We start from the raw sequence: 15,913 nt of genomic DNA, 5'->3' as shown, positions 1-15,913 counted from the left end.
ACACCGTCACCGGCATCTTCCGCAACGTCGACCGCACCACCTACGACGACGCCGCCCGCGCCCAGGTCCAGCAGGCCAAGGACCGCAACCCGGTCACCGACCTACAGGCCCTGCTCAACGGCCGCGACACCTGGACCATCGCCGGCTGACCCGGCGACACGGCCACCCTCGGAGGGCGGCTCGCGGAACCTCCCGCGAGCCGCCCTCCGCTCGCCTGCGGGTCAGGACTCGTCCGGCTCCGGGGAGCGCGGTTCCGGCGGGGTGAAGAGGTTCGGGCCGCGCGGGCCCGGCCCCGCCTGCCGCGGGATCTCGGGGGCCGCCGTGCTCGGGGGCGCGTGGCGCAACCGGTTCAGCGCGCCGACCCGCGGGCGGCGGCGGGCCGTGTCCAGCTCGGCGAGGGCCGGGTTCGCGGCCGCGGTGCGGGCGTGGCGCGGAACGCCGGGCAGCGGCGTCGGCGGAGCCTGCGCGGCCTGGACCGGGTCCAGCGACTCCGCGGGCTCGATCGGGGGCGGGGCGGGCGCGCGCCGGGGCCGGGCGACGGCCAGCCAGGTCACCAGCGCCCCGAGCAGGAACGCGAGCAGACACAGCATCCAGACCTGCGCGAACACAGTCGCCACCTGACACCTCCGACCGTGTTGTCGCTCCGTGCACCCGAACCGCTACTCACCCGAGCACGACCTCCACCCGCCTGCTGGCCTCCGGGGTGGCGAGCGGCGCGGTCTCCCCGGCGCCGTCGACCGTGATCCGTGCCGGGTCGATCCCCGCCGCGACCAGCCGCGCGGCCACCGCCTCCGCCCGCTGCCGGGACAGCACCACCGCGCGCGCGGGCGGCCCGGGCAGGTCGGCGGTGTGCCCGACGAGCCGTACCCGCGCCGCGGGCTCGGCCACCAGCAGGGCGGCGATCCGGTCCACGGTGGCCGCGACGGCGGGACGCAGCTCGGCCCGTTCGCCGTCGAACAGCAGAGGGTCGGCGGCGAGCATCCCCGCCACCCGCGCCGCCACCGGTGCGACGACGGGCTGCGTCGGGGGCCCCGCCGTGGTCGACGTGGGGCTCGCCCCCGGCACGGCGGGGCTCGCGACGGGTACCGGCGGCGTCGCGGGACGCACCCACAGCATCCCGACACCCGCGAGCGCCGCGGGCACGGCCACCGCGGCCAGAACAAAGAGGGCCGCGCGCCGCCTGACGCTCACCCGCACCTCCTCGCCCGTGAGAACCCACCGTATCGACCCCCGCAATGCCCCCGCCTGATCACCATCTGCGGTCCGTCGAGGCGTACTCGGCACCTGCGGGCCGCGGACGACGATCGCCGCCGCGGACACGCGTGGCGAGCACGCCCGTGTTCTCATGGCCGCGTGACCTCCGCGCCCCCGCACACCCCGCTCGACCGCGGCGGCCTCGCCGTCGGGATGGCGGCACCGGTGCTGTGGGGGCTGTTCCCCGTCTACTGGCCGCTGCTGGAGCCCGCCGCCCCGCTCGAGGTCCTCGCCCACCGGCTGCTGTGGACCTCGGTGCTGATGGCGGGCGTGCTCACGCTGCTGCGCGGCTGGGGTGCCCTGCGGGCGCTGTCGGCGGGCGGCCGGGCGCGGGTGGCGGCGGCCGCGGCCCTGATCACCGTGAACTGGGGCGTGTTCATCTACGGGGTCGCGGTCGACCGGGTCGTCGACATCGCGCTGGGTTACTACATCAGCCCGCTGGTGAGCACCCTGCTGGCCATCCTGGTGCTGCGCGAACGGCCGAGCCGTGCGCAGGTCGCGGCGCTGGTCGTCGCCACCGTGGCGGTGCTGGTGATCGGGATCGGCTCGGGAAGCCCACCGTGGCTGGGGTTGGCGCTGGCGGGCGCGTTCGGGGTGTACGGCCTGCTCGAGAAGACCGTCGCGCTGCCCGCCACCGCGAGCCTGACCGCCGAGAGCCTGGTCGTCGCGCCGCTGGCCGTCGCCTACATCGGGGTACTGCAGGCGACCGGCCACGGCACGTTCACCGACCACGGCGGCGGCCACGTGGCGCTGATGGTGCTCTCCGGCCCGGTCACGGCGCTGCCCCTGCTGCTCTACGGCGCCGCGGCCCGCCGGATCCCCCTCACCGTGCTGAGCACGCTGATGTACCTGACGCCCACACTGCAGTTCCTCTGGGGCGTCCTGGTGCTCGACGAGACCATGCCGCCGACCCGCTGGGTCGGCTTCGGCCTGGTCTGGGGGGCCCTGACGATCTTCACGGTGGACCTGGTGCGGTCCTCCCGGAGGCCTCAGCCCGTGCGGTCGATCGTGTAGGTCGTCAGCGTGGTCAGGGCGTCGACGGCCGCGCAGACAGGCAGCTTGCCCAGCTCCGCGCGGGCCTCCTCGGCGTAGCTCGCCAGCGTCTCCTTGGCCCGCGGGATGCCGGGGCCGGAACGCAGCAGGCCGAGCGCCTCCTCGACCTCGTCGTCCGCGTCGATCGGGGCGGCCAGCAGCGAACGCAGGCGCTCCGGGCAGGCCGGGTCCGCCAGCGCGTGCAGCATCGGCAGCGTGTGCACGCCCTCGCGCAGGTCCGTCCCCGGTGTCTTGCCCGAGTCCAGCGACGGCGAGGCGATGTCGATGATGTCGTCCGAGATCTGGAAGGCCGTGCCGATCGTGGCGCCGAAGCGGTGCAGCGACTCGACCTGCTCGGGCGTGCAGCCGGAGAACATCCCGCCGAACCGCCCCGAGGTCGCGATCAGCGAGCCGGTCTTCTCCGCGATGACCTGCAGGTAGTGCCGGACCGGGTCGTCTCCCTCGGCGGGCCCGCGGGTCTCCCGCATCTGCCCGGTGACGAGCTCGGCGAAGGTCTCGGCGATGATCTTCACCGCCTGCGGGCCGAGGTCGGCGACCAGCCGCGAGGCATGCGCGAACAGGAAGTCCCCGGTCAGGATCGCGACCGTGTTGTCCCACCGGTGGTTGGCGCTCTCGGCACCGCGGCGCATCGTGGCCGAGTCCATGACGTCGTCGTGGTAGAGCGTGGCCAGGTGCACCAGCTCGACGACGGCCGCCGCCCGCACCACGTCCGCGGAGTCCCCGTGCGGGCCGATCTGTCCGGCGAGCAGCGTGAACAGCGGCCGGAACCGCTTGCCGCCCGCGTCGATCAGGTGCAGGGACGTCTCGCTGACGAAGTGGTACTCGCTGTGCACCTCACGGTGCAGCAGCTGCTCCACCCGGTCGAGCCCCTGCGCCGTCGCGACGGCCAGGTCCGGGTCGGCGAGCTCCACACCCGCCACACTCTGCGTCTCCACCCCGACAGCCTACGAGCCCGACCCTGCGCTCACCCTGTGAACCCGCCCGCGCCCGCCCAGTCCAGGACGAGCGTCGGCACGATCCCGAGCAGCAGCGTGACTACCACGCCCAAGGTGATGGCGACCGTGGTGAACGCGCCGGGCACCGTGACCGTCGGCCCGTTCTCCGGCGTGTCGCTGAAATACATGAGCACGACGATCCGCAGGTAGAAGAACGCCGCGATCGCCGAGGCCACCAGTGCGACGACCACCAGCGGCGCCATCCCGTCGCTCAGCGCGGCCGAGAACACCGCGAACTTGGCGGTGAACCCGCTGGTCAACGGGATGCCGGCCAGGGCGAGCAGCAGGAACGTCATCACGCCTGCGAGGACCGGTGACCGCTTGGCCAACCCCGCCCATTGGGAGAGGTGCGTGGCCTCGCCATCCGCCGTCCGGACCAACGAGATGACACCGAACACCGCGAGCGTGGTGAAGCCGTAGGCGAGTAGGTAGAACAGCGTCGCCGACGTCCCCGCGGTGGTGATGGCCATGGTCCCGATCAGCAGGAACCCGGCGTGCGCGATGGACGAGTACGCGATCATGCGCTTCAGATCGGTCTGTGTGAGTCCCAGCACCGCGCCGATGACCATGGACGCGATCGCCACGGCCCACAGCACCCCGCGCCACTCCCAGCGGGTCGACCCGAAGGCCACGAAGAGCACCCGGGCGATGGCGCCGAAGGCCGCGACCTTCGTGCAGGCCGCCATGAACGCCGTCACGGGCGTGGGCGCGCCCTGGTAGACGTCCGGTGTCCAGGTGTGGAAGGGGCCGACCGAGCCCTTGAACAACAGCCCGACGACCAGCAGCGCGAGTCCGCCGAACAGCAGCGCGTCCGACCGGTCGGTGCCCACCGCGGCGTTCGCGATGGCGCTGAGCCGCACCGAGCCCGCGTAGCCGTAGAGCAGCGCGACGCCGTAGAGGAAGAACGCGGAGGCGAACGCCCCCAGCAGGAAGTACTTGACCGCGGCCTCCTGCGACAGCAGCCGGCGGCGCCGCGCCAGCCCGCACATCAGGTACAGCGGCAGCGACAGGACCTCGAGCGCCACGAACATCGTGAGCAGGTCGTTCGAGGCGACGAACGCCATCATCCCGCCGAGCGCGAACAGCGTGAACGGGAAGACCTCGGTCTGCATCGTCGGGGCCTCGCCCAGCGCCCCGTAGGACCGGTCGACGTGCTCCGGGTCGACTCCGGTGCCCCCGGTCGTCGTGCCCGGCGCGGCCCCCACGGAGGCCCGCTCGACGGCGTTCGCCACGAACGCCCCGCCCGGCTCCACCGAGCGGTCCGCGATGAGCAGGATCGAGCCGAACGCCAGGACCAGCAGGGTGCCCCAGAGGAACAGCGTGGGCATGTCCACGGCGAGGGCGGCGGCCAGCGTGACCACGCCCTCGGCGGGCGCGCCACCCGCGTAGACCCCGAGCGTCACCCCCGCCACGGCGATGACCAGCACGGTCAGCGCGACCTGCGCGGGCCAGCGCTGGTGTCGGGGCAGGAACGCCTCCACCAGCACGGAGACGCACGCCCCACCCAGCACGATCAGCAGCGGCGCGATGGCGCCGTAGGCGATCGGGGGCGCTTCCAACGGGGTCATCGGGCCACTCCTCCGACCGGCACGGGGTCGGTCAGACCCAGCTCGGTCATCGTCGCCTGGACGGACGGGTTGATCACGTCGAGCACGGGGCCGGGGAAGAACCCGAGCACCACGATCACGACGATCAGCGGGGCCAGCACCCCGATCTCGCGCTTGGTCAGGTCCGGGAACCCGCCCCCGCGCTTCGCGGCGACGGCCGGGTCGATCATCGCGCCGGGCCCGCCCGCGGGCTCCAGCGAGTTCAGCACCGCCTGTCCGCGGACCGGCCCCTGCATCGTCTGCTGGTAGAACCACAGCACGTACAGCGCCGCGAAGATGATCCCGACGGTGGCGATGATCGTGGCCACCGGCTCGTTCGGGAAGGACCCCACGAGCACCAGGAACTCGCTGACGAACGAGTTCGTCCCGGGCAGGGCGAGCGAGCTCATCCCGGCCAGCAGCAGGCAGCCCGCCAGCACCGGCGCAAGCGTCGAGACGCCGCCGTAGTCGCTGATCAGGCGCGATCCGCCCCGCGCGACCAACAGGCCGACCATGACGAACAGCATGCCGGTGGAGAGGCCGTGGTTGACCATGTAGAGCGTGGCGCCCGCGAAGGCCTGGCTGGAGAAGGCGAACGTGCCCAGCGCGATGAACCCGAAGTGCGCGATGGACGTGTACGCCACGAACCGGCTCATGTCCTTCTGCCCCACGGCCAGCAGCGCGCCGTAGAGGATGCCGATCACGGCGAGGGTGATCACCAGGGGCGCCAGCGCCTGCGAGGCCGCCGGGAACAGCGGCAGGCAGTAGCGCAGGAACCCGTAGGTGCCCACCTTGTCCAGCACGCCGACGAGCAGGACCGCGGCCACGATCGGGGCCTCGGCACCGGCGTCCGGCAGCCAGGTGTGGAAGGGCACCAGCGGCGCCTTGATCGCGAAGGCGACGAAGAAGCCGAGGAACAGCCAGATCTGGGTCGACGTCGGGACCTGCGCCGCCATGGCCTGCAGCTCGGACCAGGTGAACGTGCCCCGGCCCAGGATGTTCCCGCTGGTCACGTACAGCCCGATCAGCGAGGCCAGCATGATCAGGCCGCCGAGCAGGGAGTACAGGAAGAACTTCACCGAGGCGTACTGCCGGTTCGGGCCGCCGAAGCGCCCGATCAGGAAGTACATCGGGATGAGCATCGCCTCGAAGAAGACGTAGAACAGGAAGACGTCCGTGGCCGTGAAGACGCCGACGAGCGTGGCCTGGGTGGCGAGCAGCAGGGCGAAGTAGCCCGACGCCGTGCGTCCCTCGGGGAGCTTCTCCGCCCAGGCGAACAGCATCAGGCCGGGGACCAGGAACGCGGTCAGCGCGATCAGCACGAGCGCGATGCCGTCGATCCCGAAGGCCAGGTGCGTGCCGAACGCGGGGATCCACGGGATGGAGAACTCGTACTGGAAGCGGGTGCCGCTCGCGGCGGCCGCGGTGTCGTAGCCGACCCAGATCACCACGACGAGCACGAACTCGACCAGCGCGGTGACCATCGCCGTGGCCTTCGCCGCGGGGACGTTGTGCCGCAGCGGGTACATCAGCAGCGCGCCGACGACCGGCACGAGCAGCAGGATGATCAACATGGGGCTCACGCGAACCTCACCGCCAGCAGGGCCGCGACGACGAAGACACTGCCGCCCAGCATGGAGAGCGCATAGGAGCGCACGAACCCGGTCTGCAGCCGTCTCAACCGGCCCGAGCCGCCGCCGAGCCCGGCGGCGAGGCCGTTGACCACACCGTCCACGCCGCGGTTGTCCACGAACACCAGGGCCCGGGTGAGCCAGATGCCGGGACGCTCGATGAGCGTCTCGTTGATCGCGTTGGCGTAGAGGTCCCGGCGGGCGGCCCGGACCGGCAGCGAGACCGGCTCCGGCCGCTGCACCGGCGTGGGACGCCGACCGACGAGCAGGTACGCGACCAGCACGCCGAGCGCCGAGAACGCGACGACGAGCCACGGGACCAGCGCGTGCGGCAGGACCCCGCCCTCGGACTCCTGCAGCTCGCCCAGCGAGGGCGCGAGCCACTCGTACAGGCCGATCGAGTAGAGGACGAACCCGCCGAACACCGACCCGACGGCCAGCACGATCATCGGCGCCGTCATCGACACCGGGGACTCGTGCGGGTGGTAGTCCTTCCCGTCCGGTGCCTTCCGGTCCCTCCAGCGTTCCCGCCCGAAGAACGTCATGATCATCAGGCGGGTCATGTAGAACGCGGTGAGCCCGGCCGCGAGCGTGGCCGCGCCGCCGAACACCCAGCCCTGCCAGCCCTCCTGGCCGAACGCGGCCTCGATGATCGCGTCCTTGGAGAAGTAGCCGGACAGGAACGGGAAGCCGATCAGCGCGAGGTAGCCGAGGCCGAAGGTCACGAAGGTGATCGGCATCCGCCTGCCGAGGCCGCCGAAGTGGCGCATGTTCACGTCGTCGTTCATGGCGTGCATGACCGAACCGGCGCCGAGGAACAGCCCGGCCTTGAAGAAGCCGTGGGTGAGCAGGTGGAAGATGCCCAGCGCGTAGCCCGCCGGGCCGAGCCCGACGGCCAGGATCATGTACCCGATCTGGCTGACCGTGGAGTACGCGAGCACCTTCTTGATGTCGTCGTAGGCGCAGCCGATGATCGCCCCGATGAGCAGCGTGACGACGCCGATCAGCGCGACGACCAGCCGTCCGGTCTCCGTGAGGTTGTAGATGGGGTTCGTGCGGGCGATGAGGTAGACACCCGCGGTGACCATCGTGGCCGCGTGGATCAGGGCCGAGACCGGGGTCGGGCCCTCCATCGCGTCCGGCAGCCAGGACTGCAGCGGGAACTGGCCGGACTTGCCGCAGGCGCCGAGGAGCAGCAGCAGGGTCACCGCCAGGACCGTGCCGGAGGGGACGTCGCCGATGCGGGCGAACACCTCGGTGTACTGCAGGGTGCCCAGCTCGAGCCAGATCAGGAAGATCGCGATGGCCAGCCCGACGTCGCCGACCCGGTTCATCAGGAATGCCTTCTTCGCCGCGGTCGCCGCGGCGGGCCGGTCCTGGTAGAAGCCGATCAGCAGGAACGACGCCAGGCCGACGCCCTCCCAGCCGAGGTAGAGCATCACGAAGTTGTTGCCCAGCACCAGGATCAGCATCGCCGCGACGAACAGGTTGAGCTGCGCGAAGAAGCGGCGGCGGCCCGGGTCGTGGCTCATGTAGCCGACCGAGTAGATGTGGATCAGCGAGCCGACGCCGGTGATCAGCAGCACGAACGTGAGCGACAGCGGGTCCAGCCGGATCCCGAAGTCCACGTTCAGCGAGCCGGTGGCGATCCAGTCGAACAGCGACACCTCGCGGCTGCGCTGCTCCGGGTCCAGCCCGAGCGTCTCGAAGAAGATCGCCAGGCCGAGCGCGAAGGACGCCACGACGGTGCCGACGCCGAGCCAGTGGCCCCAGGCGTTCGCCCGCCTGCCGGCCAGGAAGTTGATCAGTGCGCCCAGGGCGGGCAGCACGAACAGCAGCCAGGCGAGAGACCCGAGGCCGGTGGCGGCCATGGCGCTGTCCACGGGGGGAGCGGTCATCGTCGAAAGCCCCTCAGTACTTCAGCAGGTTCGCGTCGTCCACGGAGGACGATCGACGGGTTCGGAAGATCGACATGATGATGGCCAGGCCCACGACCACCTCGGCCGCCGCGACGACCATGACGAAGAACGCCATGACCTGGCCGTCCAGCGTGCCGTTGATGCGGGCGAAGGTGACCAGCGACAGGTTCACCGCGTTGAGCATCAGCTCGATGCACATGAACACGACGATCGCGTTGCGGCGCACCAGCACCCCGACCGCGCCGACGGTGAACAGCAACCCGCTGAGCAGCAGGTAGTTCGTGGGGCTCACGAGTCCAGCTCCTTGCGGCGTCCCTGCAGGGAATGCGCGTCCGACGGCGGCCGCGGCGTCTCGTCCACCTCGTGGCCCTCGATGATGTCCGAGAGGGACTCCCGGGCGATCGAGCCGTCCGGCAGCAGCGCGGGCACCGCGACCGAGTTGGCCGTGGCGTAGACGCCCGGGCCGGGCAGCGGGGAGATCCGGTCCCCGCGCAGCCGCGCGACGACGGCGGCGCGCTGGCCGAGCTTGGCCTTCGGCTTCTTCTGCGCGAAGGCCAGCACCATCGCGCCCAGGGCCGCGGTGATCAGCAGCGCCGAGGTCAGCTCGAAGGGCAGCAGGTAGTCGGTGAAGATCAGCCGCCCGATGCCGGTGATGTTGCCGTTGGCGGCGCCTGACCCGAGCCCCGTCGACGGGACCGCGAACATCGTCCGGCCCACGCCCGCGACCAGCAGCAGCGCGAACGCCAGGCCGAGCAGCGCGCCCGCGACCCGCTGTCCACGGAGGACTTCGACGACGGAGTCCGAGCTGTCCCGCCCGACCAGCATGAGGACGAACAGGAACAGCATCATCACCGCGCCCGTGTACACGATGATCTGCACGAACCCGAGGAACGGGGCCTGCTGCATCATGTAGAGGATCGCCAGCGACAGCATGGTCATGACCAGGAACAGCGCGGAGTGCACCGCGTTCCGGGCGAAGATCATCGACACGGCCGCGGCGAGCGCGACCGGGCCGAGGATCCAGAAGACGATCGCCTCGCCCACACCGGTGTCCCCGGCCGTGGCGTCGGCGACTTGCGCGAGGATCATCGAACCTGCTCCCCCACCGGCTCCGACTCGTCGTTCCGCCGGGCGAGCACGGGACCCTGGACGTAGTAGTCCTGCTCGTCCTCACCCAGGCGCATCGGGTGCGGCGGCTGCTCCATCCCCGGCAGCAGCGGCGCGAGCAGCTGCTCCTTGGTGTAGATCAGGTCCTGCCGGTTGTCGTCCGCCAGCTCGTAGAAGTTGGTCATCGTGAGCGAGCGGGTGGGGCAGGCCTCGATGCACAGGCCGCAGCCGATGCAGCGCAGGTAGTTGATCTGGTAGATCGCGCCGTACCGCTCGCCAGGGGAGAACCGCTCCTCCGCGGTGTTGTCCCCGCCCTCCACGTAGATCGCGTCCGCCGGGCACGCCCAGGCGCACAGCTCGCAGCCCACGCACTTCTCCAGCCCGTCCGGGTGCCGGTTGAGCTGGTGGCGCCCGTGGTAGCGGGGCGCGGCGGGCGGGAAGTCCTCCGGGTACTCCTCGGTGACGACCTTCTTGAACATCGTCGAGAAGGTGACACCGAAGCCCTTGAAGAAGTCGAACATTCCCTAGTCCTCCTTCCCGGTGAGAACGGATGCCTTCTCGGCCTCGGCCCTCGGCAGCCGGTGGCGCGGGCGCGCCGGGACGGCGAGGTCCAGCGGCGGGACCGGGTAGTCCGACGCGACCTCCACGGTCTCGTCCGGCGTCTTGCGGTCCGGCAGCCCGAAGGCGACGGCGAGGATGACCAGCACCACGATCCCGATGAGGATCAGCAACGCCACGGTGGCGTCCCCGCCCGTGGCGTTGCGGTAGGCCCGCACCGCGAACACCACCAGGATCCAGCCCAGCGAGACCGGGACCAGGACCTTCCACCCGAGCTTCATGAACTGGTCGTAGCGGAAGCGGGGCAGCGTGCCGCGCAGCCAGATGAAGAGGAACAGGAACACGAGGGTCTTCGCGATGAAGACGACGAACTGGATCCAGCCGTTGTCGAAGCCGGACCACAGCGCGCCCAGCCACGGGACGTGCCCGCCGCCGAGGAACAGCGTGGTCGCCATCGCCGAGACGGTGACCATGTTGACGTACTCGGCGAGGAAGAACAGCGCGAACTTCAGCGACGTGTACTCGGTGTGGAAGCCGCCGACCAGCTCGGACTCGGCCTCGGGCAGGTCGAACGGCGCCCGGTTGGTCTCGCCGACCATCGAGATCACGAAGATCACGAAGCTGGGCAGCAGCAGGTAGAAGTACCAGCCGTTGCCCTGGGAGGCGACGATGTCCGCGGTGGACAGCGAGCCCGCGTACAGCACGACGGCGACCACGGAGAGGCCGAGCGCGATCTCGTAGGAGATGACCTGGGCCGCGCTGCGCAGCGCGCCGAGCAGCGAGTACGGCGAGCCGGAGGCCCAGCCGCCGAGGACGATGCCGTAGACCCCGATGGACGAGCAGGCCAGCACCACGAGCACGCCGACCGGGAGGTCGACCAGCTGCAGCACGGTGGGCTCACCGAAGATCGACACCTCGCCGCCGAACGGGATGACGGAGAAGGCGACGAAGGCGGGGATGGTGGAGACGACCGGCGCGATGAAGTAGATCTTCTTGTCGGCCATCACCGGCATGATGTCTTCTTTGAACGCCAGCTTGAGCCCGTCCGCCAGCGACTGCAGCCAGCCGCCCGGGCCCACCCGGTTCGGGCCGGGACGCTGCTGCATCCGGGCCACGACCTTGCGTTCCCAGTTGATCATGAACAGGGTCAGCACGACGCCGACCGCGAACAGCACCACGACCTTGAGCAGGACGAGCCAGATCGGGTCGTCCGCCAGCAGCTGCTGGGTGCGGGTCAGACCCTCCTGCTGAGCGAGGTTCATCCCGCCACCACCCTCACGAGCGCTCCGTGCCCGACGCCCAGCGTCGAGCGGACCTGCGACCCGGGCGAGTTCGCGGGCAGCCAGACGACGCCGTCCGGCAGGTCGGCGAGCTCGACCGGCAGTGTGATCGCGCCCCGGTCCGTGGCGACGCTGGCGGTCCCGCCCTCGACCAGGCCCAGTCGCTCGGCGGTGGCGGGGTTGGCCCGCACCCGCGGCGGCCGGGCGGTGCCCGCCAACGCGGGCTCGTCGATCGACAGCGAGCCGTCGTCGATGAGCTGCCGCCAGGTCGCGAGGACGGCCGAGCCGACCTGCGCGGGCCGCGGTGTGGCGCCCGGCGCCTCGGTCGGGGCGACGGCGGTGCCGGTGTAGGGCGCGAGCCGAGCCAGGTCCCCGGCCGCGGCGGCCGGGGTCTGGGTGAACAGGTCGGCGTCCATCTCGACGGCCAGGGTGTCCAGCACCCGGCAGTCCGGGAGCACGCCCGTGGCGTCCAGCGACGGGCCGAACTCCCGGCGGCGACCCTCCCAGTTGAGGTAGGTGCCCGCCCGCTGGGCGTCCGGCGCGACCGGGAGCACCACGTCCGCCAGCTCGGTGACCGCGGAGGCGTGGATCTCCAGGCTGACCAGGAAGCCGACCGCCTCCAGCGCGGCCAGCGCCGCGGCCGGGTCGGCCAGGTCGTGCGGGTCCACCCCGCCGACGACCAGCCCGGACAGGTCCCCGGAGGCCGCGGCGGCGAGGATCTCGTCCGTGCTGCGGCCCGGGGTCGCGGGCAGGCCGGTGATCCCCCAGGCCTGCTCGACCTCGGCGCGGGCGGCGGCGTCGGTGACCGGGCGGCCGCCGGGCAGCAGGGTCGGCACCGCGCCGGCCTCCAGGGCGCCCCGGTCCCCCGCGCGGCGCGGGACCCAGGCGACCTTCGCGCCGGTGCGGGTGGCCAGCTCCGCGACCGCGGAGTACAGGCCCGGGACCTCGGCGGCCCGGTCCCCCACCAGGATCACGGCACCGGGACCGGCGAGCGCGTCCACCAGCTCGCCGCTCACCTGCTCCCGCAGCACCGACGCCTCGGCGCCGGGGACGGACCTGATCAGGGTGGCCTCGGTCTTGCGCATCCCCGCCGTCGTCCACTGGCCGAGCTGGAAGACCCGCTGGCCCCGCTTGCGGACGGCCTTGCGCACCCGGAGGAAGACGATGCCCGCCTCCTCCTCGAGGTCCAACCCCACGCTGAGCACGGCGGGCGCGGCCTCGAGCGCGGCGAACGTGACGTCCGGCGCGAGCTGGGTCCCGAGGAACGCGAGCTCCTCGGCGGAGTGCGGCCGGGCCCGGAAGTCGACGTCGTGGGTGCCTGCGGCGACCCGGGCGAACTTCGCGTAGGCGTAGGCGTCCTCGAGTGTGAGCCGTCCGCCCGCCAGGACCCCGACGCCCCGGTTGGCGCGCGCGGCCAGGAGCCCCTCGGCGGCGACGCGCAGCGCCTCGGTCCAGGAGGCCTCGACCAGCTGGCCGGACTCGTCACGCACGTGCGGGCGGGTGATCCGCTCCTTCGACGCCAGGTACCGGAAGGCGAAGCGGCCCTTGTCGCAGAGCCACTCCTCGTTGACGTCGGGATCGTTGCCCGCCAGCTTGCGCTGGACCTGGCCGCGCCGGGTGTCCGTGCGGGTGGCGCAGCCGGAGCTGCAGTGCTCGCAGACGCTCGGCGTGGACTTGAGGTCGAACGGGCGCGACCGGAACCGGTAGGCCGCGCTGGTCAGCGCGCCGACCGGGCAGATCTGGATGGTGTTGCCGGAGAAGTAGCTCTGGAAGGGCGTGTCCTCGGCGGTGCCGATCTGCTGGTTCGCGCCGCGCTCCAGCAGGTCGATGAACGGGTCGCCCGCGATCTCCTCGGAGAAGCGGGTGCAGCGCTGGCAGAGCACGCAGCGCTCGCGGTCCAGCAGCACCTGGGAGCTGATCGGCAGCGGCTTCGGGAAGGTCCGCTTGGTCTCCACGAACCGGGAGTCCGTGCGGCCGGTGGACATCGCCTGGTTCTGCAGGGGGCACTCGCCGCCCTTGTCGCAGATCGGGCAGTCCAGCGGGTGGTTGATCAGCAGCAGCTCCATCACGCCCTGCTGCGCCTTGTCCGCGACGGGCGAGGTGTGCTGGGTCTTGACCACCATCCCGTCCGCCACGGTCATGGTGCAGCTGGCCTGCGGCTTCGGCATGGGCCGCCCGCCCATCTCCACCTCGACCAGGCACTGGCGGCAGGCGCCCGCCGGGTCCAGCAGGGGATGGTCGCAGAAGCGCGGGACGATGATCCCCAGCCGCTCGCAGGTGCGGATGAGGATCTCGCCCTTGGGCGCGGTGACCTCGATGCCGTCGATGGTGAGCGTGACGGTCTCGGTCTCGGTGGTCGTCATGCGGAGGCTCCGCTCAGCTTCAGGGTCTGCTCCGCCTCGACATCGGCCAGCTGCTCGGGCCGCGGCACGACCGGCTGCTCGGCGATGAGGTCCAGGAACTCCTGGCGGAAGTACTTGATGCCGCTGGTGATCGGGCTCGTCGCGCCGTCACCGAGGGCGCAGAAGGAGCGGCCGAGGATGTTGTCGCAGATGTCGAGCAGGGTGTCGACGTCGGAGGGCGTGCCCTGGTGGTGCACCATCCGCTCCAGGATCTGGACCAGCCAGTACGTGCCCTCGCGGCACGGGGTGCACTTGCCGCAGCTCTCGTGTTTGTAGAACTCGGTCCACTTCATGACCGCCCACGGCACGGAGACGGTCTCGTTGAAGACCTGCACCGCCGTCGTCCCGAGCATGGAGCCCGCGCCCGCGGCGCCCTCGAAGTCCAGCGGGGTGTCCAGGTGCTCGGCGGTGAACATCGGGGTCGACGAGCCGCCCGGCGTCCAGAACTTGAGCGGGATCCCGTCCTTCATCCCGCCCGCCAGCTCCAGCAGCGTGCGCAGCGTGATCCCCATCGGCGCCTCGTACTGCCCGGGCCGCTCGACGTGCCCGGACACCGAGTAGATCTTCGGCCCGGGGGACTTCTCGGAGCCCATGCTGCGGAACCACTCCGCGCCGCCTGCCACGATGTACGGGACCGACGCGATGGTCTCCACGTTGTTCACCACCGTCGGCGAGGCGTAGAGCCCGGCCGTGGCGGGGAACGGCGGCTTGAGCCGGGGCTGGCCGCGGCGACCCTCGAGCGAGTCCAGCAGCGCCGTCTCCTCGCCGCAGATGTAGGCGCCCGCGCCGGCGTGGACCACGATGTCCAGGTCGAAGCCGGTGCCGAGGATGTCCGTGCCCAGGTAGCCCGCGGCGTAGGCCTCGGCGACCGCGGCGCGCAGCCTGCGGATCGGGTGCAGCGCCTCGCCGCGCACGTAGATCGCGCAGAACTTCGCGCGGATCGCGTAGCTGGTGATGATGCAGCCCTCGATGAGCGAGTGCGGGTCCGCCATCATCGTCGGGATGTCCTTGCAGGTCCCGGGCTCGCCCTCGTCCGCGTTGATCACGAGGTACTTGGGCTTGGCGCCGGGGCCGGTGGAGCCCTGCGGGATGAAGGACCACTTCATGCCGGTGGGGAAGCCCGCGCCGCCGCGGCCCCGCAGGCCGGAGTCCTTGCAGAGCTGGATGAGCTGGTCCGGGTGCCCGGCGAGCGCGGTGCGCATCGCCCGGTAGCCGCCGGTGCGCTCGTAGGTCTCCAGCGTCCAGGAGCGCTCCTCGGCCCACCTGCTGGTGAGGACGGGAGTCAGGATGTCGGGGCTCATGACTTCTCCGGGAGGGCGGGCAGGGCGGGGGGCTCGTCCGGCAGGGCGGGGGCCGCCCAACCGCGATCGGTGGCGATGCCGTTGCCGCGCAACGTCTCCGGGCTCGTCGAGGGGCCCGCGACGGCCGCCGCGGCGACCACCGCGTCCTCGGTGAACCCGGCCAGCTCCAGCTCCACGGTCCGCAGGTCCGTCAGCGGGGCGCCGCGGGTGGGCCGCGGCTTCTCACCCCGCTGCAGGGCCTCGACGAGCTCGACGGCCGACTCGACGGTCTGGTTGTCGAAGTACTCGTAGTTGACCTGGATGACCGGGGCGAGGTCGCAGGCCGCGAGGCACTCCGCGTGCTCCAGGGTCAGCGAGCCGGTGGTGCCCGGCTCCCCCGCGGTCTCCTCGTGGCCGACCCCCAGCTTCTCGCTGAGCCGGGCGTAGATGTCGTCCCCACCCAGCGCCGCACAGAGGGTGTTGGTGCAGACCGACACCAGGTGCTCGCCGCAGGGGGTGCGCTTGTACATCGTGTAGAAGGTCGCCACCGCGCTGACCTCGGCGGTGGTCAGCTCCAGCGCCTCCGCGCAGAACCGGATGCCCGCCTGCGACACGCAGCCCTCGACCGACTGCACGAGGTGCAGCAGCGGGAGCAGCGCGGACCGGGCGACCGGGTAGCGGGCGATGACCTCCTTCGCGCGCTGCCGGGTGACCTCGTCGAACACCGGCGAGACGGGTGACGGCGGCGGCTGGGCCTGCCAGGTCCGCTCCGCGGGGGCCGCGGGGCCGGGGCGCTTCTCGGGTGTGCCTTCCGGCAGCGTCATCGCGCCACTCCGCTTCGCTTCGTG

At 71.7% G+C, this 15,913-nt stretch carries 14 protein-coding genes and 1 pseudogene; 2 read left to right on the top strand and 13 right to left on the bottom strand.

Annotation, left to right across the window (positions count from 1 at the left end):
* Window positions 1–149, top strand: a pseudogene (locus ABD993_RS31175) (2-oxoacid:ferredoxin oxidoreductase subunit beta); the annotation flags it as partial.
* 72 nt (window positions 150–221) lie between these two features.
* Here ABD993_RS31175 and ABD993_RS31170 read toward each other — a convergent pair.
* The gene (locus tag ABD993_RS31170) at window positions 222–617 is read right to left on the bottom strand and encodes a hypothetical protein (protein ID WP_345426378.1); all 396 of its coding nucleotides are present in this window, start codon (window positions 615–617) and stop codon (window positions 222–224) included.
* Window positions 618–663: 46 nt separating this feature from the next.
* Complete coding sequence (locus ABD993_RS31165) at window positions 664–1,191, bottom strand: OmpA family protein (RefSeq protein WP_345426377.1); 528 nt, start codon at window positions 1,189–1,191, stop codon at window positions 664–666.
* A 162-nt stretch (window positions 1,192–1,353) separates the two neighbouring features.
* Here ABD993_RS31165 and rarD point away from each other — a divergent pair, with 162 nt between their 5' ends.
* Entirely contained in the window at window positions 1,354–2,268 is a 915-nt protein-coding gene (gene rarD, locus ABD993_RS31160; protein WP_345426375.1) for an EamA family transporter RarD, read from the top strand.
* Here rarD and ABD993_RS31155 read toward each other — a convergent pair.
* The 11 genes from ABD993_RS31155 to nuoE are packed head-to-tail and all read right to left on the bottom strand — an operon-like array spanning window position 2,244 to window position 15,889.
* Window positions 2,244–3,242 (bottom strand): polyprenyl synthetase family protein, encoded by a 999-nt coding sequence (locus ABD993_RS31155; RefSeq protein ID WP_345426373.1) that lies wholly within the window; start codon window positions 3,240–3,242, stop codon window positions 2,244–2,246. The genes rarD and ABD993_RS31155 overlap by 25 nt on opposite strands.
* 29 nt (window positions 3,243–3,271) lie before the next feature.
* The gene (gene nuoN / locus ABD993_RS31150) at window positions 3,272–4,870 is read right to left on the bottom strand and encodes an NADH-quinone oxidoreductase subunit NuoN (protein WP_345426371.1); all 1,599 of its coding nucleotides are present in this window, start codon (window positions 4,868–4,870) and stop codon (window positions 3,272–3,274) included.
* Complete coding sequence (locus ABD993_RS31145; RefSeq protein ID WP_345426385.1) at window positions 4,867–6,462, bottom strand: NADH-quinone oxidoreductase subunit M; 1,596 nt, start codon at window positions 6,460–6,462, stop codon at window positions 4,867–4,869. The genes nuoN and ABD993_RS31145 overlap by 4 nt, the downstream gene beginning before the upstream one ends.
* Window positions 6,463–6,467: 5 nt before the next feature.
* Window positions 6,468–8,417: an NADH-quinone oxidoreductase subunit L gene (gene nuoL / locus ABD993_RS31140; RefSeq protein WP_345426369.1), complete on the bottom strand. Its 1,950-nt coding sequence runs from the start codon at window positions 8,415–8,417 to the stop codon at window positions 6,468–6,470.
* Window positions 8,418–8,430: 13 nt separating this feature from the next.
* Window positions 8,431–8,730 carry an NADH-quinone oxidoreductase subunit NuoK gene (gene nuoK / locus ABD993_RS31135; protein WP_181780543.1) on the bottom strand — a complete coding sequence of 100 codons (300 nt, stop codon included), beginning with the start codon at window positions 8,728–8,730 and terminating at the stop codon, window positions 8,431–8,433.
* The gene (locus tag ABD993_RS31130) at window positions 8,727–9,527 is read right to left on the bottom strand and encodes an NADH-quinone oxidoreductase subunit J (RefSeq protein ID WP_345426364.1); all 801 of its coding nucleotides are present in this window, start codon (window positions 9,525–9,527) and stop codon (window positions 8,727–8,729) included. Before ABD993_RS31130 ends, nuoK begins: the two co-directional genes overlap by 4 nt.
* Complete coding sequence (gene nuoI, locus ABD993_RS31125) at window positions 9,524–10,066, bottom strand: NADH-quinone oxidoreductase subunit NuoI (protein ID WP_345426362.1); 543 nt, start codon at window positions 10,064–10,066, stop codon at window positions 9,524–9,526. The genes ABD993_RS31130 and nuoI overlap by 4 nt, the downstream gene beginning before the upstream one ends.
* A gap of 3 nt (window positions 10,067–10,069) precedes the next feature.
* Window positions 10,070–11,341: an NADH-quinone oxidoreductase subunit NuoH gene (gene nuoH / locus ABD993_RS31120; RefSeq protein ID WP_345426384.1), complete on the bottom strand. Its 1,272-nt coding sequence runs from the start codon at window positions 11,339–11,341 to the stop codon at window positions 10,070–10,072.
* A 20-nt stretch (window positions 11,342–11,361) separates the two neighbouring features.
* Window positions 11,362–13,746: an NADH-quinone oxidoreductase subunit G gene (locus tag ABD993_RS31115; protein ID WP_345426360.1), complete on the bottom strand. Its 2,385-nt coding sequence runs from the start codon at window positions 13,744–13,746 to the stop codon at window positions 11,362–11,364.
* Window positions 13,743–15,086, bottom strand: coding sequence for an NADH-quinone oxidoreductase subunit NuoF (nuoF, locus tag ABD993_RS31110; RefSeq protein WP_345426358.1), 1,344 nt, complete (start codon window positions 15,084–15,086; stop codon window positions 13,743–13,745). Before nuoF ends, ABD993_RS31115 begins: the two co-directional genes overlap by 4 nt.
* Window positions 15,083–15,889: an NADH-quinone oxidoreductase subunit NuoE gene (gene nuoE / locus ABD993_RS31105; RefSeq protein ID WP_345426356.1), complete on the bottom strand. Its 807-nt coding sequence runs from the start codon at window positions 15,887–15,889 to the stop codon at window positions 15,083–15,085. The genes nuoF and nuoE overlap by 4 nt, the downstream gene beginning before the upstream one ends.
* Between the last annotated feature and the right edge of the window lie 24 nt (window positions 15,890–15,913).

The sequence above is a fragment of the Pseudonocardia xishanensis genome (assembly GCF_039541715.1).
Taxonomy (GTDB): domain Bacteria; phylum Actinomycetota; class Actinomycetes; order Mycobacteriales; family Pseudonocardiaceae; genus Pseudonocardia; species Pseudonocardia xishanensis.
The sequence above is the reverse complement of the archived record's forward strand: the minus strand, read 5'-3'. Positions and strand labels throughout refer to the sequence as shown.

What these genes read in the sequence shown, in the direction of transcription:
- nuoN (WP_345426371.1), bottom strand. Translation starts at nt 4,870, where the DNA reads ATGACCCCGTTGGAAGCGCCCCCGATCGCCTACGGCGCCATCGCGCCG.
- ABD993_RS31145 (WP_345426385.1), bottom strand. Translation starts at nt 6,462, where the DNA reads ATGTTGATCATCCTGCTGCTCGTGCCGGTCGTCGGCGCGCTGCTGATG.
- nuoL (WP_345426369.1), bottom strand. Translation starts at nt 8,417, where the DNA reads ATGACCGCTCCCCCCGTGGACAGCGCCATGGCCGCCACCGGCCTCGGG.
- ABD993_RS31130 (WP_345426364.1), bottom strand. Translation starts at nt 9,527, where the DNA reads ATGATCCTCGCGCAAGTCGCCGACGCCACGGCCGGGGACACCGGTGTG.
- nuoI (WP_345426362.1), bottom strand. Translation starts at nt 10,066, where the DNA reads ATGTTCGACTTCTTCAAGGGCTTCGGTGTCACCTTCTCGACGATGTTC.
- ABD993_RS31115 (WP_345426360.1), bottom strand. Translation starts at nt 13,746, where the DNA reads ATGACGACCACCGAGACCGAGACCGTCACGCTCACCATCGACGGCATC.
- nuoF (WP_345426358.1), bottom strand. Translation starts at nt 15,086, where the DNA reads ATGAGCCCCGACATCCTGACTCCCGTCCTCACCAGCAGGTGGGCCGAG.
- nuoE (WP_345426356.1), bottom strand. Translation starts at nt 15,889, where the DNA reads ATGACGCTGCCGGAAGGCACACCCGAGAAGCGCCCCGGCCCCGCGGCC.